The 19,934-nt window shown below is 63.3% G+C and carries 20 protein-coding genes; 16 read left to right on the top strand and 4 right to left on the bottom strand.

Features of this window, described 5'->3' with window-relative positions; genetic code table 11:
- The first annotated feature begins 57 nt into the window (after positions 1-57).
- From G471_RS0104550 to G471_RS0104505, 10 genes are all read left to right on the top strand, one after another.
- Entirely contained in the window at positions 58-825 is a 768-nt protein-coding gene (locus tag G471_RS0104550; protein ID WP_028994281.1) for a DUF2189 domain-containing protein, read from the top strand.
- Positions 826-887: 62 nt separating this feature from the next.
- Positions 888-2,942 (top strand): M3 family metallopeptidase, encoded by a 2,055-nt coding sequence (locus G471_RS0104545; RefSeq protein WP_028994280.1) that lies wholly within the window; start codon positions 888-890, stop codon positions 2,940-2,942.
- 20 nt (positions 2,943-2,962) lie between these two features.
- On the top strand, positions 2,963-3,427 hold the full coding sequence (locus G471_RS16725) for a glutaredoxin family protein (RefSeq protein WP_051295289.1): 465 nt from the start codon (positions 2,963-2,965) through the stop codon (positions 3,425-3,427).
- Positions 3,424-4,188 carry an exodeoxyribonuclease III gene (gene xth, locus G471_RS0104535; RefSeq protein WP_028994279.1) on the top strand — a complete coding sequence of 255 codons (765 nt, stop codon included), beginning with the start codon at positions 3,424-3,426 and terminating at the stop codon, positions 4,186-4,188. Before G471_RS16725 ends, xth begins: the two co-directional genes overlap by 4 nt.
- 4 nt (positions 4,189-4,192) lie before the next feature.
- On the top strand, positions 4,193-4,858 hold the full coding sequence (locus tag G471_RS0104530; protein WP_043420884.1) for a Crp/Fnr family transcriptional regulator: 666 nt from the start codon (positions 4,193-4,195) through the stop codon (positions 4,856-4,858).
- Between the two features lie 70 nt (positions 4,859-4,928).
- Positions 4,929-5,120, top strand: coding sequence for a YgaP family membrane protein (locus G471_RS0104525; RefSeq protein WP_028994277.1), 192 nt, complete (start codon positions 4,929-4,931; stop codon positions 5,118-5,120).
- A gap of 142 nt (positions 5,121-5,262) precedes the next feature.
- On the top strand, positions 5,263-6,507 hold the full coding sequence (locus G471_RS0104520) for a SpoIIE family protein phosphatase (RefSeq protein WP_028994276.1): 1,245 nt from the start codon (positions 5,263-5,265) through the stop codon (positions 6,505-6,507).
- Positions 6,504-7,073 carry a SiaB family protein kinase gene (locus tag G471_RS0104515; RefSeq protein WP_028994275.1) on the top strand — a complete coding sequence of 190 codons (570 nt, stop codon included), beginning with the start codon at positions 6,504-6,506 and terminating at the stop codon, positions 7,071-7,073. The genes G471_RS0104520 and G471_RS0104515 overlap by 4 nt, the downstream gene beginning before the upstream one ends.
- A 30-nt stretch (positions 7,074-7,103) precedes the next feature.
- Positions 7,104-7,493 (top strand): DUF1987 domain-containing protein, encoded by a 390-nt coding sequence (locus tag G471_RS0104510; RefSeq protein ID WP_028994274.1) that lies wholly within the window; start codon positions 7,104-7,106, stop codon positions 7,491-7,493.
- A gap of 55 nt (positions 7,494-7,548) precedes the next feature.
- Positions 7,549-8,232, top strand: coding sequence for a GGDEF domain-containing protein (locus tag G471_RS0104505; protein ID WP_211226384.1), 684 nt, complete (start codon positions 7,549-7,551; stop codon positions 8,230-8,232).
- Between the two features lie 28 nt (positions 8,233-8,260).
- Here G471_RS0104505 and rsmA read toward each other — a convergent pair whose 3' ends face one another.
- From rsmA to G471_RS16720, 4 genes are read right to left on the bottom strand one after another with little or no spacing between them, the layout of a single operon-like run.
- A complete protein-coding gene (gene rsmA, locus G471_RS0104500; protein ID WP_028994272.1) occupies positions 8,261-9,031 on the bottom strand; it encodes a 16S rRNA (adenine(1518)-N(6)/adenine(1519)-N(6))-dimethyltransferase RsmA in 771 nt (256 codons plus the stop codon).
- On the bottom strand, positions 9,028-10,032 hold the full coding sequence (gene pdxA / locus G471_RS0104495; RefSeq protein WP_028994271.1) for a 4-hydroxythreonine-4-phosphate dehydrogenase PdxA: 1,005 nt from the start codon (positions 10,030-10,032) through the stop codon (positions 9,028-9,030). The genes rsmA and pdxA overlap by 4 nt, the downstream gene beginning before the upstream one ends.
- Complete coding sequence (locus tag G471_RS0104490; protein WP_088177952.1) at positions 10,029-11,321, bottom strand: peptidylprolyl isomerase; 1,293 nt, start codon at positions 11,319-11,321, stop codon at positions 10,029-10,031. Before G471_RS0104490 ends, pdxA begins: the two co-directional genes overlap by 4 nt.
- A gap of 5 nt (positions 11,322-11,326) precedes the next feature.
- Positions 11,327-13,834: an LPS-assembly protein LptD gene (locus G471_RS16720; RefSeq protein WP_081700102.1), complete on the bottom strand. Its 2,508-nt coding sequence runs from the start codon at positions 13,832-13,834 to the stop codon at positions 11,327-11,329.
- Positions 13,835-13,921: 87 nt separating this feature from the next.
- Between G471_RS16720 and G471_RS0104480 the strand changes: the two genes are divergently transcribed.
- From G471_RS0104480 to G471_RS0104455, 6 genes are all read left to right on the top strand, one after another.
- On the top strand, positions 13,922-14,935 hold the full coding sequence (locus G471_RS0104480; protein ID WP_028994269.1) for an aminoglycoside phosphotransferase family protein: 1,014 nt from the start codon (positions 13,922-13,924) through the stop codon (positions 14,933-14,935).
- 6 nt (positions 14,936-14,941) lie between these two features.
- Entirely contained in the window at positions 14,942-15,628 is a 687-nt protein-coding gene (gene murU, locus G471_RS0104475) for an N-acetylmuramate alpha-1-phosphate uridylyltransferase MurU (RefSeq protein WP_245580504.1), read from the top strand.
- Between the two features lie 43 nt (positions 15,629-15,671).
- On the top strand, positions 15,672-16,523 hold the full coding sequence (dinD, locus tag G471_RS0104470; protein ID WP_028994267.1) for a DNA damage-inducible protein D: 852 nt from the start codon (positions 15,672-15,674) through the stop codon (positions 16,521-16,523).
- Positions 16,524-17,822 carry an aminopeptidase P N-terminal domain-containing protein gene (locus tag G471_RS0104465; RefSeq protein WP_028994266.1) on the top strand — a complete coding sequence of 433 codons (1,299 nt, stop codon included), beginning with the start codon at positions 16,524-16,526 and terminating at the stop codon, positions 17,820-17,822.
- The gene (locus G471_RS0104460; protein WP_028994265.1) at positions 17,815-18,957 is read left to right on the top strand and encodes an FAD-dependent monooxygenase; all 1,143 of its coding nucleotides are present in this window, start codon (positions 17,815-17,817) and stop codon (positions 18,955-18,957) included. The genes G471_RS0104465 and G471_RS0104460 overlap by 8 nt, the downstream gene beginning before the upstream one ends.
- A gap of 66 nt (positions 18,958-19,023) precedes the next feature.
- The gene (locus G471_RS0104455; protein ID WP_028994264.1) at positions 19,024-19,878 is read left to right on the top strand and encodes a 1,4-dihydroxy-2-naphthoate polyprenyltransferase; all 855 of its coding nucleotides are present in this window, start codon (positions 19,024-19,026) and stop codon (positions 19,876-19,878) included.
- Positions 19,879-19,934 lie beyond the last annotated feature (56 nt).

Here is a 19,934-nt window from a genome sequence, read left to right as displayed (position 1 = left end):
CCGTTCCCGGCCGCCGCAGTCCGACAGGTGTGTCTGATTCGACCGAGGAGTCCAGCCATGCACACCGTCTTTTCCACCCCTGGCGACAGCGCTGTCGCCATCCGCCGCATTGATGCCCGTGCCCCCAGCCGCTGGCTGGAGGCCGCCTGGCAGGACATCCGGCACAACCCCCTGCCCTCGCTGGCCTACGGCCTGCTGTTCGCGCTCGGCGGCGACCTGATCCTGCTCTCGCTGGTCAGCCATCCACACCTGCTGACTTTCGCCATTTCCGGTTTCTTCCTGGTCGCCCCGCTACTCGCCGGCGGCCTGTACGAACTCAGCCGGGCCCGCGAACAGGGCGAGAAACCGCTGTTCATCGAATCGCTGCGCGCCTTCCGGCGCAACGGCCAGTCGCTGGCGCTGTTCGGCCTGCTGCTGGCGTTGACCGCGCTACTGTGGGAACGCTTCACGGCGATTGCCTTCGCCCTGCTCAGCGGCGGCGGCGCCTTTGCCGGCAGCGCGCTACTCAGTGAAATCCTGATCGGCGGCGAACACCTGGCCTTTGTCGCCACCTGGGCTATCGTCGGTGCCCTGCTCGCCGCCTTCGTCTTTTCGCTGGCCGTCGTCTCGGTACCGATGATCATGGACCGGAACTGCGATCCGGTCACCGCCATGACCACCAGCCTGCGCGCGGTCGCCGCCAACCCCGGCCCGCTGGCACTGTGGGCGGTGTTGATCGTGATCCTGACACTGACCGGCTTCGCCACGCTGCTGTTCGGCCTGATCGTATTGATGCCGATGCTCGGTCATGCGTCGTGGCACGCTTACCGCGAGCTAGTAGAATAGGACGCTGACGCCAATAACCCGGGGCGGCCACGACCGCCCCTTTTTCTTGCCCCCGGACCATCATGACGACCACCAATCCCCTGCTCGATTTCACCGACCTGCCCCGTTTCGACCTGATCCAGCCGGAACACGTCAAACCGGCGATCACGCAATTGCTGGCCGACGGCCGCGCCCTGGTCGAACGCCTGACCGCCGACGGCACACCCGCCACCTGGGCCGACTTCGCCGGGGCCCTGAGCGAAGGCCTGGAAGGTTTCGGCCGCGCCTGGGGTGTCGTCGGCCACCTGCATTCGGTCAACGACGTGCCGGCCTGGCGCGAGGCGTACAACGAGATGCTGCCGGAAGTCTCGCGCTTCTACACCGAACTCGGCCAGAACCTGAAGCTGTTCGACAAGTACCGGGCACTCAAGCAGAGCCCGGAATACGCCACGCTCTCCGCCGAGCGCAAGAAGATCGTCGATAACGAGATCCGCGATTTCCGTCTCGGCGGCGCCGAACTGCCGGAAGACCAGAAACCGCGCTTCCAGGCGATCATGGAAGAGTTGTCGCAGCTTTCCGCCAAATTCTCGGAAAACCTGCTCGACGCGACCAATGCCTTCGCCGAGATCGTCACCGATGAAGCCCTGCTCGCCGGCCTGCCCGACTACGCCAGGGATGCCGCCCGCGAAGCCGCCGAGAAAGCCGGTGTCGAGGGCTGGAAATTCACCCTGCACGCGCCGTCCTACGGCCCGCTGATGCAATACGCCGAAAACCGCGAGCTGCGCGCGCGCATGTACCGCGCCTACGCCACCCGCGCCGCCGAGATCGACAACGGCTACTCGAAGCCGGAATGGGACAACGGCCCGCTGATCAAGCGCATCCTCGAACTTAAGGCCGAGGACGCGGCCATGCTCGGCTTCAACAACTTCGCCGAGGTCTCGCTGTATACCAAGATGGCCGATACGCCGGCGCAGGTGCTCGACTTCCTGCGCGACATGGCGAAGAAAGCCAAGCCCTTCGCCGAGAAGGACATCGCCGAACTGAAGGCCTTCGCCCGCGACGAGTTGGGCCTGGCCGACTTCCAGCCCTGGGACGCCGCCTACGCTTCCGAAAAGCTGATGCAGGCGCGCTACGCCTTCTCCGAACAGGAAGTGAAGCAGTACTTCACCGAACCCAAGGTGATCGCCGGCCTGTTCCAGGTCATCGAAAGTCTGTTCACGGTCAAGGTCAAGGAAGACAAGGCGCCGGTGTGGCACGAGGACGTGCGCTTCTACCGCATCGAGACGCCGGCCGGCGACCTGGTCGGCCAGTTCTACCTGGACCTCTACGCCCGCGAAACCAAGCGCGGCGGCGCCTGGATGGACGAGGCGCGCTCGCGCAAGCGGGCGGGCGGCGGCATCCAGAAGCCGATCGCCTACCTCAACTGCAACTTCGCCCGCCCGGTTGGCGGTAAACCCGCGACCTTCACGCACGACGAAGTCATCACCCTGTTCCACGAAACCGGCCACGGCCTGCATCACCTGCTGGCGCGCGGCGAGGAGCTGGGCGTTTCCGGCATCCACGGCGTCGAGTGGGATGCCGTCGAGCTACCGTCGCAGTTCATGGAAAACTACTGCTGGGAATGGGACGTGCTGCAGGGCATGACCGCCCATGTGGAAACCGGCGAACCGCTGCCGCGCGCGCTCTACGACAAGATGCTGGCAGCGAAGAATTTCCAGAGCGGCATGATGACCGTGCGCCAGATCGAATTCTCGATCTTCGACATGCGCCTGCATTACGAATTCGACCCCAAGGGCGACAAGACGGTGATGGATGTCATCGACGAAGTCCGCCGCGAAGTCGCCGTGCTCATTCCGCCCGAGTGGCACCGTTTCCCGAACAGCTTCTCGCACATCTTCGGCGGCGGCTACGCGGCCGGCTACTACAGCTACAAGTGGGCGGAAGTGCTGTCGGCCGACTGCTACGCGGCCTTCGAGGAGGCGGGCGACCCGTTCGACCCGGTGGTCGGCAAGCGTTTCCTCGAGGAAATCCTGTCGCGCGGCGGCGAACGGCCAGCGCTCGACAACTTCAAGGCTTTCCGCGGCCGCGAGCCCAGCCCCGACGCACTGTTGCGCCATAGCGGTATGATTGCCGCCTAAGTTCGCTCAGGGAGAAAACCATGCAACGACTGCTCGTCCTCTGCCTGGCGCTGTGCTGCGGTCTGGCACAGGCCCAGACCTACCGGTGGACCGATGCCAACGGCCGCACCATCGTCTCCGACACACCGCCGCCCGGCCAGGCACGCAATGTCGCCAAGGCCGGCGGCAAGGCCCAGCCCGATGACGGCCTGCCCTTCGCCACCCGCCTGGCCGCCGAAAAGCACCCGGTGCTGTTGTACACCGCCGCCGAGTGCGTGGCGGAATGCCAGCAGGCGCGCGAACTGCTCAAGACCCGCAACATTCCCTACAGCGAAAAGATGGTGAAGACGCCGGAAGAATTCGACGAATTGAAGCGGCTGATCGGCGACGTCTTCGTGCCGACGATGAAGGTCGGCCGCGAATTCCATCGCGGTTTTTCGCGTACCGCCTACGACAACCTGCTCGACCTCGCCGGCTACCCGAAAGCCGCAGGAGGCAAGCCTTGAAGATCGCTGCCTGGAACGTCAATTCGCTGAAGGTCCGCCTGCCGCATCTGCTCGACTGGCTGGCCGAAGCCACGCCCGACGTCGTCTGCCTGCAGGAGCTGAAGCTCGAGGACCACAACTTCCCGTGCGCCGAAATCGAGGCTGCCGGTTACCACGTCGCCTTCTCCGGGCAGAAGACCTACAACGGCGTCGCCCTGCTGGCACGCTCGCCGATCGCCGATGTCGTCTGCGGCAATCCGCTGTTTCCGGATGAGCAGAAACGCCTGATCTCCGGCACCGTCGATGGCATTCGCGTCGTCTGCGCCTACATGCCCAACGGCCAGGAAGTCGGCTGCGACAAATACGAATACAAGTTGCGCTGGCTCGATGCGCTGGCCGAATGGCTGGACGGTGAACTGCGGCAGTACCCGCAACTGGCGCTGTGCGGCGATTACAACATCGCCCCCGACGACCGCGATGTACACGACCCCAAGCGCTGGCAGGACTGCATCCTGGTCTCCGCGCCGGAACGCGCCGCCTTCCGCCGCCTGCTGGCACTCGGCCTGTCCGACAGCTTCCGCCTGTTCGAGCAGCCGGAAAAGACCTTCTCGTGGTGGGATTACCGCATGCTCGGCTTCCAGAAGAACCTCGGCCTGCGCATCGATCACATCCTGCTCTCCGGCCCGCTCGCCGAGCGGTGCACCGCAGCCGGCGTCGACCGCGGCCCGCGCAAGCGCGAACGACCGTCCGACCATGCCCCGGTGTGGGCAACGCTGAGCTGAAACGATGCCGATCCTGCTTGATCGCGAGCAATTGCTGACGCTCTACCCGGCACTTGCCGGCCTGCCCGAAGCGCGCATCGCACAACTGCTGCAGGCGCCGACCGCGAATCTGCCAGCCGGCACCACGGTGTTCTCCGAAAACCAGCCCTGCGCGGGGTTTCCACTACTGCTGGCAGGCAGCATCAAGGTCGTCAAGCAGGCCGCCAGCGGCCGCGAACTGATGCTCTACCGGGTCGTCCCCGGCGGCTCGTGCATCATTTCCTCATCCTGCCTGCTCGGCCGCAGCGACTATAACGCCCGCGGCATCGCCGAAACACCGTTGTCGCTGCTGCTTCTGCCGGTCGGCGAATTCGCCCGGCTGCTGGTCGACCACGCACCTTTCCGCGATTTCGTCTTCCACCTATTCGCCGAACGCATCGGCGAACTGATGCAACTGGTCGAGGAAGTCGCCTTCGCTCGTCTCGACCAGCGCCTGGCCAAGCTGATCCTGGCCCGCCAGAGCGACACCCTGAACGTCACCCACCAGCAACTGGCCGACGAACTGGGCAGCGTGCGCGAGATCGTCAGCCGACTGCTCAAGGGCTTCGCCGCGCAGGGCCTGGTATCGCTCGGTCGCGAGCACCTGACCGTGACCGACCGCGACGGCCTGAACAAACTTGCCGCTGTGTGACCCAGGTTACATACTGAACGGCGCGCCGCGCTTACATTGGCGTCGTCATTCAATCACTGGAGAACACATCATGAAAAGCAATGTTGGCGGCATCGACAAAATCCTGCGCATCGTGGCCGGCATCGCCCTGATCGCCTGGGCACTCACCGGCGGCCCGGTCTGGGCGTGGATCGGCATCGTCCCCCTGGCCACCGGTCTGATGGGCTGGTGCCCGCTGTATCCGCTGATCGGGTTGAATACCTGCCCGCTGAAGAAGGACTGAGCAGCCTCGCTCCGACAAAAACCCGCTGCGGCGGGTTTTTTTATTGTGCAGGACGACTAGGCCCTGCTTGTCACTGGTTGGACATATTAACTGCGTAGACTGCGGCGAATTCCAGCAACGCTAAGCCCACGGAACGCCGACCTTGGACATACCGACCCACCGCCTGCCCGATTACCGTCCACGTTTCCAGCAGCCAAGCGCTGCGGATCTTTGCGTCCCGACGCCGTCTGTGACCGCTGAAGACAGTAACGAACGGGTCATGGAGATTTTCTCCAAATACCGCGATCTGACCAGTCTACCGGTGACTGACAATGGCAAGCCAATCGGCCTGATCAACCGCGGGATTTTCCTGACGCAGATGAACAAGCCCTTCCACAAAGAGGTATACAGCCGCAAGAGCTCGATCGCCTTCATGGACAAGGAACCCCTGGTGGTTGAAGCCGACATGGACATCGAGACGCTGACCTTCAGGGCAGTGAATTATGGAGAAAAGGCCTTGGGTGACGGCTTCATCATCACCGATAACGGTCGTTTTACAGGCATCGGTCACGGCTTGCAATTAATGCGAGTGGTGGCCGACATGCAGGCTGCCCGCAATCGCCAGATCATGCACAGCATCGAATACGCGAGTGTGATTCAGCGCTCCATGCTGCGCACCTCCCGTGACACCATGCAGCACACGCTGAACGATGCTGATCTGGTGTGGGAACCGCGCGATGTCGTTGGGGGCGACTTCTATTACTTCGTTGCACGACACGATGGCTGGTTCGGCACGGTGGCCGATTGCACTGGCCACGGCGTTCCCGGCGCATTCATGACCTTGATTGCCTCCAGTTGCCTGGGCCAGGCCATTGATCAACATGGACCGACCGACCCGTCGTTATTGCTGTGCAGTGTCAACCGGGGAATCAAGCAGATGCTTGGCCAGGTCAACGGACAGGACGAAACGCCTGAATCCGATGACGGCATGGATGCCGCATGCTTCTGGTACGACGCCAGCACCCGCCAATTGCTGTTCGCCGGGGCAAAAACCAGCCTGTTCGTGCTGCATCCGGGCGCCGATGGCGTGGAGATGGTGGACGGCGACCGAGAATGTGTCGGCTACGTCGACAGCGGCCTGGATTTCACTTGGCAGAAGCGGACGGTGCAGATGCATGCCGGTAGCCTTGTTTTCGTCACCACCGATGGCCTGATCGACCAGATTGGCGGCCCCAAGTCGATCGCTTTCGGCAAGCGCCGCATTCGCGACCTGATTCTGTCCAAACGCGATCGCCCGTGCAACGAAATCAACCGCGCCATGCAGCAGGCACTGAACGACTGGCAGGGCCACAACCATCGCCGTGACGATGTTACCTTTTTCTGCTTCCGGGTACAGGAACCCCAATGAACACGCTCCACCTCGCCAAAGATTTCAGCGCCTCCTTCGAACTTGCATGCCAGCAACGGGTAATTTTCTACTACGTTGGCTACTTCTCGCAGAACGTCGTAGCCGCCATGGCCGATGCCGTCAGACTGCAACTGGAGATGAGCGGGGTAAACAGCTCGACCCGCCGCAAACTGTTTTCGTCTTTCGTCGAGATGGCACAAAACATCATCCATTATTCGGCTGATTCGCTAACCCCAAGCGATCAGGACAATCACGAAATGCGTCACGGCTCAGTGTGCATCTGCGAAAAGGAAGGGCAATACCTGCTGCAATGTGCAAATCCGATTGATGCTGCAGCCGCAGAAGGGCTGCGTGAGCGCCTGCAGTCACTGCGCAGCATGACTCTGGAAGAAATCAAGCAAGCATGCAGAGCGTCGCTGCGTGCCGAGACGCCCGAAGGAAGCAAGGGTGCCGGCCTGGGCTTCCTGACGGTGGCACGCGACTCGAGCGAGCCCCTGGAATTCGATTTCCAACCCTTGGAGGCGCACCCAGGGACGGTAATGTTCAATCTCAAGGCCACTGTCTGAGCACAGATACGACAATAGCGAGAAATTAGAATGGAAACCTTGTATATCGGCGCCACACCGAGCTCCCCGGAAGTGAATTTCGACTTTGCCAAACACCACCTCAGCATACGCGGCGAGTCCTACCCCGAAAATGCCGCCGCCTTTTATGGCGAAATCATCAAGCGCCTGCGTGAATACCTGGGCAATTGCAGCCAGACCCGCATCACCGTCGACATCTCCCTGGCCTACTTCAATAGTTCCAGCACCAAAATGCTGTTCAACATTTTCGAAGCATTCAACAGTGCGGTAACTGCGGGCAATGAGATCGTGCTCAACTGGTACCACGACGAAGAGGACGACACGATCCTTGAATTTGGCCAGGAGTTGCATATCGATTTCCCCCTGATCACCTTCTTTGATCATCCAGTGAAAACCGCCTAGCACGACCATGTCTCAGTCAAATCCGGATCTGTTCGACCAGGAGAACTGCGCCCTGATGTCCGCCCGTGCGGTGTACAACGTTGAAGCTGGCGAGACAGACATCTACCGTACTGCGCTTGGCGAATTGGTCGGCCACTACGATCAACTGCTGCGGCAAACCCGCCGGTTGATCCGCCACAGCGACCGCCAGGAGCTGGAAATGAACCGGCTCAACCATCGACTCGCCGATCTGGCCAGGGAACTGGAATATCGAGCGACTCACGACTCGCTTTCCGGTGCGCTGAACCGCGCAGCCGTCATCGAGCGCGGCGAACGCTTCCTGGCTCGGAACGAGATGGCAATGATCGTGCTCGACATCGACCACTTCAAGCAAGTCAACGATAGGTTCGGCCACCCAGTCGGGGACGCTGTCATCTGCGGAGTGGTCGATTGCCTGCAGCGAACCTTGGAAATCCCCGGCGAAATCGGTCGGGTAGGCGGCGAAGAATTCACGGTGATCCTGCCGCAACAGAATTACCTGCAGGCGCAAGAAATTGCTGAGCGCATGCGCAGCATGATCGCCAACCATGATTTTTCATTGCCCGATGCCAGTCGGATCACTGCCAGCTTCGGCGTCAGCTGGATGCCGGCCGGAGCCGCCTTCGCAACCGCCTACAACGAGGCCGACGCAGCCATGTACGAGGCGAAGCGCAACGGCCGCAACCGGGTAATCCGCGCCGACCACCTTCTTTGCGCTTAGCCGGGCAGGATCACCTGCCAGGAACGGATCAGTTCGTCAGGTAGTTGGCGATGCGCACGTAATCCTCGACCGGCAGGTCTTCCGGGCGCAGCGTCGGGGCGATGTCGAGCGCGGCAAACCCGGCATCGTCGAGGATGCCCTTGAGGTTGTTGCGCAGCATCTTGCGGCGCTGGGCGAAAGCGGCCTGGACCAGCGCCGAAAGACGCTCCGGATCGCGGGCATTGATCTGTTCCGGCGGTTTTGGAATCAGGCGGACGACCGCCGAATCGACCTTGGGCGGCGGATCGAAGCTCTCCGGCGGCACGTCGATCAGCCATTCCAGCCAGAAGCTGTACTGCAGCATCACCGACAGCCGGCCGTAGTCGGCGCAGCCGGGTTCGGCGACCATGCGCTCGACGACTTCCTTCTGCAGCATGAAGTGCATGTCGCGCACCTGCTGGCCATAGCTGGCAAGGTGGAAGAGCAGCGGCGTCGAGATGTTGTACGGCAGGTTGCCGACCAGGCGCAGGTCGCTGCCGATGCTGGCGAAGTCGAAAGCCAGCGCATCGCCTTCGTGGATGCTCAGGCGCTCGGGTGTATGCTGTTTTTTCAGGCGAGCGATCAGGTCGCGGTCGATCTCGACAACGTGCAGACGGTCGACGCGCTCGAGCAGCGGGATGGTGATGGCGCCAAGACCGGGGCCGATCTCGACGACGGTGTCGGTGCGCGCCGGATTGATCGCCGAAACGATGGCGCCGATGATGCCCTGATCAATCAGGAAATTCTGACCAAACCGCTTACGGGCGACGTGTCCCTTCATGCTTGCTTCCTTGCAGTTGCCCGTTGCGCCATTCTGGCCGCTTCGCTGACCGCGGCGAACAGGCTGCCGGCATCGGCCTGGCCGGTACCGGCGAGGGCCAGTGCGGTGCCGTGATCGACCGAGGTGCGGATGATCGGCAGGCCGAGCGTGACGTTGATGCCGTTGCCGAAGGTGGCGTACTTGAGCGCGGTCAGGCCCTGGTCGTGGTACATCGCCAGCACCGCGTCGCCGCCGGCGAGCACCGGCGGGGTGAACATGGTGTCGGCGGGATGCGGGCCGGAGAGTTGCAGGCCTTCGCCGCGCAGCCGGGCCAGCGCCGGTTCGATGATGTCGATTTCCTCGCGGCCGAGATAACCGCCCTCGCCGGCATGCGGATTCAACCCGGCGACCAGAATGCGCGGTTCGGCGATGCCATACTTGCCGCTCAGATCGGCGTCGACGATGCGCAGCGTGCGTTCCAGCAGTTCGCCGGTAATCGCTGCCGGCACGTCCTTGAGCGGCAGGTGCGTGGTCGCCAGCGCGACGCGCAGCGGGCCGCGTTCGGTATCGCCGGCGAGCATCATCACCACCAGCGGCGTATCGGTCTTGTCGGCCAGGTATTCGGTGTGGCCGGTGAAGGCGACGCCGGCGTCGTTGATCACGCCCTTGTGCACCGGCGCCGTTGCCATCGCGGCGAATTCGCCGGACTGGCAGCCGGCCAGCGCGCGGTCGAGCAGCGCCAGCACGTAAGGCCCGTTGGCGGCATCAAGGATACTGGCTTCGGCCGGCTTGGCGAGCGGCAAATGAATGATGTCGAGCGTGCCGGGCGCGGCCGGAACGGCGGGCAAATAGTCGCGCAGGACGATGTCGAGGCCAAGCATGGCGGCACGCTGAGCGAGCAGCTCGCGGTCGCCGAGAACGACCGGACGCCCTTCGCCGGACCAGCCGGCAAGCTCGAGACAGAGTTCGGGACCGATGCCGGCCGGCTCGCCGCTGGTAACGGCGATCACCGGTGCGGTCATTGCTGCTCCAGGCGGTTTTCGACGTAGGTGCGGTCGCGCAACTGACGCAGCCAGTCCTGGTAGGCATCGTCGAGCTTGCGCTCGCGGATCGCCTGACGGGCGACCGAGCGCTGACGTTCGGCCGAGACATCGCGCTCACGACGTTCGATGACCTGGATCAGGTGCATGCCGAACGGCGACTGGACGACCGGGCTGAGTTCGCCCGGCTTCAGGGCATCCATCGCCCGCTCGAAATCGGGCACGGTGTCGCCCGGATTCAACCAGCCGAGGTCGCCGCCCTTGGCCGCAGAGCCATCCTGCGAGAAAAGCCGCGCCTGCTCGGCGAAATCCATGCCGTTGACGATGCGCTCACGGACGGCTTCGAGGCGGTGACGGGCATCGGCTTCGGACACAACCTCGTTGACCCGGATCAGGACATGACGGGCATTGGTCTGCATGACCGAAGCCGGCGCATTGCCGCCGCGCTTGTCGAGCAGTTTGACGATGTGGAAACCGGCCGATGAGCGCAGCAAGTCGCTGACGCCGCCGGCCTGCAGACGCGCAGCTGCTTCGGCATACAGTTGCGGCAAACGATCCAGCTTCCGCCAGCCGAGCTCCCCGCCTTGCAGAGCATCGGGGGCATCGGAGTAGACTGCCGTCAATTCGGCAAAATTCTCGCCGGCACGCGCCCGGGCCTGCGCCTGTTCGCCACGTTGACGCAACTTGGCTAGTTGCTCCGGCGTCACCGATTCCGGCGCCCGCAACAGGATGTGAGCCAGTCGGTATTCGTCGCCGCCACCACTGGCTGCCTGATTGGCCAGGTAGTTGTCGATTTCGCTGTCCGAAACCACGAGACGGCTCTCTACCTCACGCTCACGCAAGCGCGCCATGATCATCTCGCCGCGGATTTCCTCGCGAAATTCGCTGTAGCCGATGCCGTCCTTTTGCAGTGCGGCACGGAACTGCGCCAAGCTCATGTTGTTGTTGGCCGCAATCCGACCAATTGCCTGATCGAGCTGCACGTCATCGATGCGCAATCCGCTCTCTTTGGCATAGGCAAATTGCGCACTGTCCATGATCATGCGTTCGAGCATCTGCCGTTCGAGAACATCCTGGGGGGGCAGGGGCGTCCCCTGTCGCTCCAGTTGCTTCAGGGCTACGGCCAGGCGTGCCCGCAACTCGTTACGGGTAATGACACCGTCACCAACCACGGCGACGATGTAATCGGCTTCGACCGGCTCCTGGGCCTGAACGGAAGAGGCGAACAGGCTGCACATGAAAACGAACAGGATTGCGAAAGTTTTTTGCATGGGTATCACTGGTTGGATATCAGACTGCGATCATTGGGCAATTCGTTGGTTTTACCATAGCCGGGAATGCTGCGCCGGAGCAAACCGAGGGGATTCGAGCCAATGCTGGTGAAATCCTGCAACTCCAATTGCAGGAAGAAACTGGTATTCGGCGAACCCGAGGTTGCTGCCAGGCGTTGCACGACCCCGCGCACCGCCCAGCAGCCGGCGTTGTATTCCAGGCCGCCGATGGTCTCAAGCGCCTGTTTGTCGCGCAGAGAATAGTTGAAACGGCCTATCCCGTACCACTGAGCGGCAAGCGGCCACTGACCTGCCAGATCGATCTGATCGACCACTGACTTGTTGGTCAGGGGATCCCGGGTATAGCGGTAACTAGCCGAGAGCACCTTGCCGTAGTCCGGCTGGAAGCGAACCCCGGCGGAGAAACGATCGCTGGCATGCTGATCATGGTTGTACTCCCAGGTCCCTTCTGCATAGGTTTTGGGCGCCACCAGACCGCTGACCGAGGCAATCAGGTTGGAAAACTTTTCCGGACGAGAAGTCTCATTTTTCAGGGCAACCCGCTGCCCGGAGAAATAATAGCGCTGGCCAACCATGGCCTTGAAACGCTCGGCCCCCGTGGCCTCATCAATCACCCGGCTGGTCAGGGCGACGGTCAATTGATCGGCGTCGTTGATCCGGTCCTGGCCGCTGTAGCGATTTTCCGAGAAAACCTGGGCAAAATTGAAATCGCTGAGCGCCGTATCGAATTCCGGAATCCGGCTCTGATCCTTGTACGGAATGCGTACGTAGTAAATTCTCGGCTCCAGCGTCTGCAAGTAGGTACGGCCAAACGCCGTACCCTGGCGCTCGAAAACCACCGTCGAATCCAGGGAAAAAATCGGCAGCGTGCGGGAAATCCGCTCCTGCCCACCACCATTCAGCGTCGCGCGGTCGATCGCATAGCTGCTCATGTGCAAGCCCAGCTTCGGCGTCAACTGAAAGGCGGAGCTGACGATCGGCAGGCTGATCTGCGGATAGAGCACCAAACGGTCCCCCCTGTCCTTGTTGGCGACATCGTCGTGCGTGAAGCGCGAGTACTGGCCAAGCATGGTGAAGTCCATGCCCGCCAGGTTCGGACGATAGGCGACCAGATTGAGTTGCGGCTCAAGGAAATAAGGACGCTCGACCGGATTGGATGCATCCGGTTGCAAGGTCTGGTAACGCAACAACTGCAACGAGGTCTGCAGCCAGGGACTGGGTACATAGTTGAGCGCCAGCCGACGCTCCAACTGAACCTGCGAAGTCTGCAACAGGCGCGACGACATGTCCTCCCAGTAAGTATCGTCGGAGACGCCATTCCAGTTGAGCGCAGCCGAAACCGCCTCGCTCAACTGGTGCTGATGGCGGACTGTATAAGCGTAGCGCTGACGACGCGCACTGGTGTCATTACCGATGTATTCAGCACGGATATCGCCGGCAAACGACTCGTCCAGATAGCGCGTCTCGATACCCAGCTGAGTACCACGCTTGCTCATGTAGCGCGGATAGAAAGTCGCATCGTAATTGGGTGCAATGTTCCAATAGATGGGTAAGGCAACATCGAAGCCGGTTTTCGTGGATTGTTTCAGCGAAGGACTGAGCAAACCGGAACGACGTTCACTGCTGATCGGGAACCAGGCTTTCGGCGCATAGAACAGGGGAACGCCCTTGAACCACAGCGAGGCATCGTCGGCACGACCGAAATCGCTATCATAATCAAGATCGAGAACCCCGGCCTTCAGGTACCAATCGGGCGACGACGGCTTGCAGGTGGAAAAGGTCCCCTGATTCAGGCGCATGTGGTTCTCGCCGAGAAAATCGATCCGCTCGGCGACTCCCGAGGCAGAAATCTCCCGCGGCGAAGGGGCGTCGGTCGGCAAGCCATATACGCGTGGGACATTCAGCATCATCGGCGCGCCACTGTTGCCGGCACCAGTCACCGTGACGACCGCCTGCGAGGTATCCTGATAGAACCTGCTGCTGACTTCCTTGCTGACCGAGTAGCGGGCCTTGTCGGCAAAACCCAGCTGTTCGCTCAGCTTCATCTTCAGGTAATCGGCCTCGATCTCGGCCGCTCCCCGAGTCAAACGAACCGCGCCAATCGCTTCGATCTCGTCGTCAGCGTGTTGATACGTCAGCCGATCCGTCTGCAGGGTCATGCCCGACTTGCGCAATTCGACGTTCCCTTCCGCCACCAGACGCTGGTCGGCCGCACCTTCCATCCGGTCGGCAACCAGGAATAGCGGAAGCTCCTCAGCACCGGTGAGCGGCAAGATGCTACCGACGGAAGCCAGCTTGGGTGCTGAACGCTTCCTCTCGCTGCCAACCAGCCTGCGCTCCAGTCTCAGCGGAACGACAACCTCGTCCTGAACAGCTCCGCGCCCCTCCGTTGCCAGAGAGGCAGGGTCTCCCACAGCCGCATGCACCCCCTGCGTGCCGGCAAACAGGCAGCAAACCAGCACGGCGATCGGACGTCGGGAGAAACCTGTCATCGGAGCATTCTGGGCGAGCCGGGACCGGAAAGGCCGATGCCCGGGTGTTAAAATCGCGCCATTTTACAACGAACCGTCCACTACTCGATGTCGCGCGATCAACTTGTTACCGACTGGGTTGCCAGTCGCTTCCCCGAACAGTCCGTTTCCATCACGCCAGCGTCCGCCGACGCCAGCTTCCGCCGCTATTTCCGCCTGACCTGGCCGGACGGCAGCACGCGCATCCTGATGGACGCACCACCCGAAAAAGAAGACTGCAAACCCTTCATCAAGGTCGCCGGCCTGCTCGCCAGGGCCGACCTGGCGGCACCGCGCATCCTCGACCAGGACCTCGACAACGGCTTCCTGGTGCTCACCGACCTCGGCCGCATCGGCTACCTCGACGCGCTCAACGCCGACTTGTCGCTGGCCGACACGCTGATCCGCCCGGTGCTCGACGTGCTCGTCAAATGGCAGCTATCGTCGACCGCCGCGACGCTGCCGCCCTACGACGCAACCCTGCTGCGCCGCGAACTCGACCTCTTCCCCGAATGGTTTGTCGGCCGCCACCTCGGCGTCCAGCTCGACACCAGCGAGTTGCTGATGCTCGACCGGACCTTCAAGTTCCTGATCAATTCGGCGCTCAACCAGCCCAAGGTCTTCGTCCATCGCGACTTCATGCCGCGCAACCTGATGGTCGTCGAAAGCGCGCAGACGCTGACGCCGGGCATCATCGACTTTCAGGACGCAGTCTATGGCCCGATCACCTACGACGTCGTCTCGCTGTTCCGCGACGCCTTCATCTCCTGGGAAGAAGAACAGGAAATCGACTGGGTCGTCCGCTACTGGGAAAAGGCCCGCGCCGCCGGCCTGCCGGTGCGCAACGACTTCGGCGATTTCTGGCGCGACTACGAGCTGATGGGCCTGCAGCGCCACCTCAAGGTGCTCGGCATCTTCTGCCGCCTCAAGTACCGCGACGGCAAGGAAAAATACAGCGAGGACCTGCCGCGCTTCATGAACTACGCGCGCAAGACGGCCAGCCGCTACATCCCGCTCAAGCCGCTGCTCAACCTGCTCGACAAGCTCGAAGGCAACACCGAGCAGATCGGCTACCGCCGCTAGGCCGCGATGAAAGCGATGATCCTCGCCGCCGGCCGCGGCGAACGCATGCGGCCGCTGACCGACCACACGCCGAAGCCGCTGCTTGAAGCCGGCGGCAAGCCGCTGATCGTCTGGCACCTGGAGAAACTGGCCGCCGCCGGTTTCAGCGAGGTCGTCATCAACCACGCCCACCTCGGTGAGAAGATCGAGGCCGTGCTGGGCGACGGATCGAAGTGGGGACTCAGCATCGCCTATTCTCCGGAACCGCCGGGCGCGCTGGAAACCGCCGGCGGCATCGCCCGCGCCTTGCCGCGACTCGGCGACGCGCCCTTCCTGGTGATCAATGGCGACGTCTACTGCGACGTCGATTTCCCAACTTTCGCCGCGCGCGGCTGCCCGCCCGGCGGCGCCCGCCTGCTGCTGGTCGACAACCCCGCCCACCACGGCGGCGGCGACTTCTCGCTGGCCGACGAACGGATCGTTCCCGCCAGCGGTGAGCAAACGCTCACCTACGCCGGCATCGGCGTCTTTTCCCCGGCCATGTTTGACCATGTGCCGGCCAACCAGCCGATGAAGCTGCGCCCGCTGCTCGACGCGGCGATTGCCGCCGGCACGCTGACCGGGGAACATCACGCCGGCCGCTGGGTCGACGTGGGTACGCCACAACGGCTCGCCGAATTGGATGCCGAATTGCGCGCAGCACAGGCAGGTTAAATTCCAATAGCATGGCGCTTTCAACCCCTGGAGGAATGCAGCGATGACCGACTCACCCGTTTCCCGCCAGCACCATGCCAGCTTTGAAGGCCTGCGCCAACTTGACGACGCCGGCAACGAATACTGGCTGGCCCGCAAACTGGCAACAGCACTGGATTATTCGCAATACCGACACTTTCTTCCCGCCATCGAACGCGCTAGGATAGCCTGTGAACAAAGCGGCCAAGCTGTTTCCGACCATTTTGAGGATGTCCTCACAATGGTCGACATCGGCTCGGGGGCAAAACGGCAGATCGAAGACATCCGCCTCTCCCGCTACGCCTGCTACCTGATCGTCCAGAACGGCGACCCCTCGAAGCCGGTCATTGCCAACGGCCAGACTTACTTTGCCATCCAGACCCGCCGCCAGGAACTGGCGAACGACACCGCCTTCGGGCAACTGAGCGAAGACGAGAAGCGGCTCGCCATCCGCAACGAACTCGCACAACACAACAAATACCTTGCTGCCGCTGCCGCCGAGGCCGGCGTCGAAAGTGGCCTCGACTTCGCCGTTTTCCAGGACCACGGCTATCGCGGCCTGTACGGCGGCCTGGGGGCCAAGGCCATCCACGCCCGCAAGGGCTTGAAGAAAAGCCAGAAAATCCTCGACCACATGGGCAGCACCGAACTGGCCGCCAACCTGTTCCGCGCCACGCAAACCGAGGAGAAATTGCGCCGCGACGGGGTCAAAGGCAAGCAGGAGGCGAACCTGACCCACCTCGCCGTCGGCCGAAAAGTGCGCGAGACGATCAAGGAACTCGGCGGTACCATGCCGGAAGACCTGCCGACGCCCGAGCGCAGCATCCGGCAGATCGAACATGCGCAGCAACGAATCGAGAAGAAAGACACCGACTGAATGACTCACGCCCATTACCTCACCCGCCGCCGACGCCTGCTCAAAACCATAAGCGACGGCGTCGCCATCATCCCGACGGCACCGGAGGTCGTGCGCAACCGCGACGCGCACTATCCCTACCGTTTCGACAGCTATTTCTGGTACCTGTCGGGCTTCCCCGAGCCGGAGGCAGTGGTCGTGCTGGTCGGCGGCAATAAACCGAAGTCCATCCTGTTCTGCCGCGACAAGCACGAAGAACGCGAAATCTGGGACGGCTACCGCTATGGTCCGAAAGCCGCGAAAAGCGCCTTCGGCTTCGACGCCGCATACTCGATCGAACAACTGGACAAAAAACTGCCCGAACTGCTGGTCGACCGCGACACGCTGTGGCATGCCGTCGGCCACGACGAGGCCTGGGATGCGCGCATCGCCAGGGCCTTGAACGAAGTCCGCGCCCAGGCCCGCGCCGGCAAGCGCGCGCCGCGCGCGATCCACGACCTGCGCGCCGAACTCGACGCCATGCGCCTGATCAAGGACAAGGCCGAACTGGCCACCATGCAGCGCGCCGCCGACATCGCCAGCGCCGGCCACGCCCGCGCCATGCACGCCTGCCGCCCGGGCATGGCCGAATACGAGCTGGAAGCCGAACTGTCCTACGAATTCCGCAAACGCGGCGCCGACGGCCACGCCTACACACCCATCGTCGCCGGCGGCGCCAACGCCTGCGTGCTGCATTACGTCGAGAACAACAAGCTCTTGAACGACCACACGCTGGTGCTGATCGACGCCGGCTGCGAAGTCGAAGGCTACGCCGCCGACATCACCCGCACTTTCCCGGTCAATGGCCGCTTCACGCCGGCACAGAAGGATGTGTACGAGATCGTGCTGGCCGCCCAGGCCGCCGCCATCGCCGCCACGGCGCCCGGCCGCCACTTCATGGAAGCGCACGACGCCGCCGTGCGCGTGCTGACGCAGGGCCTGGTCGACCTGAAACTGCTGACCGGCAGCGTCGACACCCTGATCGAGAAGGGCGACTTCCGCCGTTTCTACATGCACCGCACCGGCCACTGGCTCGGCCTGGACGTGCACGACGCCGGCGAATACAAGATCGGCAACGACTGGACGACGCTGCAACCGGGCATGACCATCACCGTCGAACCCGGCCTGTACATCCGCCCGGGCGCCGACGTGCCCACCGAACTGGCCGGCATCGGCATCCGCATCGAGGACGACGTGCGCGTCACGACCGACGGCTGCGATGTCTATACGACAGCGCCGAAGACGGTGGCCGAAATCGAGGAAGTGATGCGCCATGACTGAAGCTGTTGAAAACGTCGACATCCTGATCGTCGGCGCCGGCCCGGTCGGCATGACACTGCACCTGGCACTGGCAGCCGGCGGCCAGCAGTCGCTGCTCGTCGACCGGCGCCCACCGGCCGCGCTGCAAGCCGACCCTCGCGCCCTGGCGCTGTCGCACGGCGCCCGCGAACTGCTCGAACAACTCGGCGGCTGGCCGACGCGGGCAGCGACGCCGATCGAGACCATCCACGTCTCGCAGAAAGGCGGCTTCGGCCGCACGCTGATCGACCGCAGCGACTACAAGCTGCCGGCGCTCGGCTACGTCGTCCGCTACCGCGACCTCGCCGCCGCACTGGCCGCCCGGCTGGCCGACGACGCGCGGCTGACCGAGGCGGAAATCATCGACATCACCGCCGACAGCGACGGCGCCACCGTCGCCCTGCGCCACGCCGGCAAGCTGCGCCGTATCCGTTGCCGCCTGCTGGTCCATGCCGAAGGCACGCCGGGCGATGAAGCCGGCGTCACGGTCAGCGACTACGTCCAGCACGCGGTCATCTGCGAAGTCACGCCGACGCCGGGGAATGCCCGCCGCGCCTGGGAACGCTTCACCCCGGACGGCCCGCTGGCGCTGCTGCCGTTGGGCGACGAATACTCGATCGTGTTCACGCTGCCGCCGGCCAAGGCCGACGCCGTCATGGCGCTAGACGACGACGCGTTCGTCGCCGCGCTGAGCGCCCAGTTCGGCCGCAGCATGCGCTTCGCCAAGCCTGGCAAGCGCAGCCGTTTCCCGCTCGCCCTGCGCCTGCGCGACCAGTTGCACCGGGGCCGCGAAGTGTGGATCGGCAACACCGCACAGACCTTGCACCCGGTTTCCGGCCAGGGGTTCAACCTCGGCCTGCGCGACGCCTGGCAACTCGCCGACCAACTCCTTAAAGACGGCGTCGCCGGCATCGACCTTGCTGCCTACGCCGCCAGCCGCCGGCTCGACCGCGAAGGCGGCGCCTTCTTCACCGACAAGGTGGTCAAGGCCTTCTCCAACGACTGCGCGCCGCTCAGACTGGCCCGCGGCCTCGGCCTGCTGGCGCTCGACGTCTTCCCGCCGGCCCGCCATTTCGTTGCCAAACGCATGATCTGGGGCGCCCGCGCTTGGCCTTGATCCAAACCAAGGCGAATGCGCGAAGCCTAAGCTAATGTCGCACCATTCGCCCCCGGTCTGCACCAAATGAAGAAAAGCACCGCCTGGCTCCTCGCCTGCCGCCCGAAGACCCTGACTGTCTCGCTATCGCCAGTGATCGTCGGCACCGCCATCGCTTGGCAGCAGAACGGCCAACTGCTCTGGTTACCATTACTGCTAGCGCTTTTCGGCGCGGCGCTGATCCAGATTGGCACCAACCTGTTCAACGATGTCGGCGATTTCCTGCGCGGCACTGACCAACCAGGCCGCATCGGGCCACCGCGCGCCACCGCCGAAGGCTGGCTGACGCCGGCAGCAGTCCGCACCGGCGCCTTGACCAGCTTCGCCCTGGCTTTCGCCTGCGGCATCTATCTGGCCAGCCACGGCGGCTGGCCCATCGTCGCCATCGGCCTGTGCTCGCTGGCCGCCGGCTGGGCCTATACCGGCGGCCCGAGGCCGATTGCCTACGGACCGCTGGGCGAACTCTTCGTGATCGCCTTCTTCGGCGTGGTCGCCGTCGGCGGCAGCTACTACCTGCAAACCCTGGCGCTGAGCCCGGCGGCGCTGCTGGCCGGCCTTCAACTGGGCCTGCTGGCGGCGGCGGTGATCACCGTCAACAATTACCGCGACCTCGACAGCGATGCCACCAGCGGTAAGCGCACGCTGGCCGTACGCCTCGGCCGGCCGGCGACACGCTGGCTGTACGCCGGCGAACTCCTTTCGCCCTACCTGCTGCTGCTCGGCGGCACCGTCTGGCCGCTGCTGTCGCTGCCGCTTGCGCTGTGGCTGATCCGCCGTTTCTGGCGGGAAACGCCGGGCCCAGGCTTCAACGGCTTGCTGGCAGCAACCGCCGGCCTGCAACTGGTGTTCGCATTGCTGTTAACCCTGAGTCTGACGATTTGACTATTTTTTAGGCGCCGGATCAGGTAGAATTCACGGCTTCCCCTGATCTGCCCGGC

Origin of the sequence: Azonexus hydrophilus DSM 23864 (assembly GCF_000429605.1) — a bacterium.
GTDB classification, from domain to species: Bacteria; Pseudomonadota; Gammaproteobacteria; order Burkholderiales; family Rhodocyclaceae; genus Azonexus; species Azonexus hydrophilus.
The sequence above is the reverse complement of the archived record's forward strand: the minus strand, read 5'-3'. Positions and strand labels throughout refer to the sequence as shown.

Bases quoted from the DNA above. Each gene is read 5' to 3' on its own strand.
- G471_RS0104455 (WP_028994264.1), top strand. From the start codon at position 19,024: ATGAAGAAAAGCACCGCCTGGCTCCTCGCCTGCCGCCCGAAGACCCTG.
- G471_RS0104480 (WP_028994269.1), top strand. From the start codon at position 13,922: ATGTCGCGCGATCAACTTGTTACCGACTGGGTTGCCAGTCGCTTCCCC.
- G471_RS0104525 (WP_028994277.1), top strand. From the start codon at position 4,929: ATGAAAAGCAATGTTGGCGGCATCGACAAAATCCTGCGCATCGTGGCC.
- G471_RS0104545 (WP_028994280.1), top strand. From the start codon at position 888: ATGACGACCACCAATCCCCTGCTCGATTTCACCGACCTGCCCCGTTTC.
- G471_RS0104460 (WP_028994265.1), top strand. From the start codon at position 17,815: ATGACTGAAGCTGTTGAAAACGTCGACATCCTGATCGTCGGCGCCGGC.
- G471_RS0104465 (WP_028994266.1), top strand. From the start codon at position 16,524: ATGACTCACGCCCATTACCTCACCCGCCGCCGACGCCTGCTCAAAACC.
- G471_RS16725 (WP_051295289.1), top strand. From the start codon at position 2,963: ATGCAACGACTGCTCGTCCTCTGCCTGGCGCTGTGCTGCGGTCTGGCA.
- G471_RS16720 (WP_081700102.1), bottom strand. From the start codon at position 13,834: ATGACAGGTTTCTCCCGACGTCCGATCGCCGTGCTGGTTTGCTGCCTG.
- G471_RS0104505 (WP_211226384.1), top strand. From the start codon at position 7,549: ATGTCCGCCCGTGCGGTGTACAACGTTGAAGCTGGCGAGACAGACATC.
- G471_RS0104530 (WP_043420884.1), top strand. From the start codon at position 4,193: ATGCCGATCCTGCTTGATCGCGAGCAATTGCTGACGCTCTACCCGGCA.
- G471_RS0104550 (WP_028994281.1), top strand. From the start codon at position 58: ATGCACACCGTCTTTTCCACCCCTGGCGACAGCGCTGTCGCCATCCGC.
- rsmA (WP_028994272.1), bottom strand. From the start codon at position 9,031: ATGAAGGGACACGTCGCCCGTAAGCGGTTTGGTCAGAATTTCCTGATT.
- dinD (WP_028994267.1), top strand. From the start codon at position 15,672: ATGACCGACTCACCCGTTTCCCGCCAGCACCATGCCAGCTTTGAAGGC.
- G471_RS0104515 (WP_028994275.1), top strand. From the start codon at position 6,504: ATGAACACGCTCCACCTCGCCAAAGATTTCAGCGCCTCCTTCGAACTT.
- G471_RS0104510 (WP_028994274.1), top strand. From the start codon at position 7,104: ATGGAAACCTTGTATATCGGCGCCACACCGAGCTCCCCGGAAGTGAAT.
- murU (WP_245580504.1), top strand. From the start codon at position 14,942: ATGAAAGCGATGATCCTCGCCGCCGGCCGCGGCGAACGCATGCGGCCG.
- G471_RS0104490 (WP_088177952.1), bottom strand. From the start codon at position 11,321: ATGCAAAAAACTTTCGCAATCCTGTTCGTTTTCATGTGCAGCCTGTTC.
- pdxA (WP_028994271.1), bottom strand. From the start codon at position 10,032: ATGACCGCACCGGTGATCGCCGTTACCAGCGGCGAGCCGGCCGGCATC.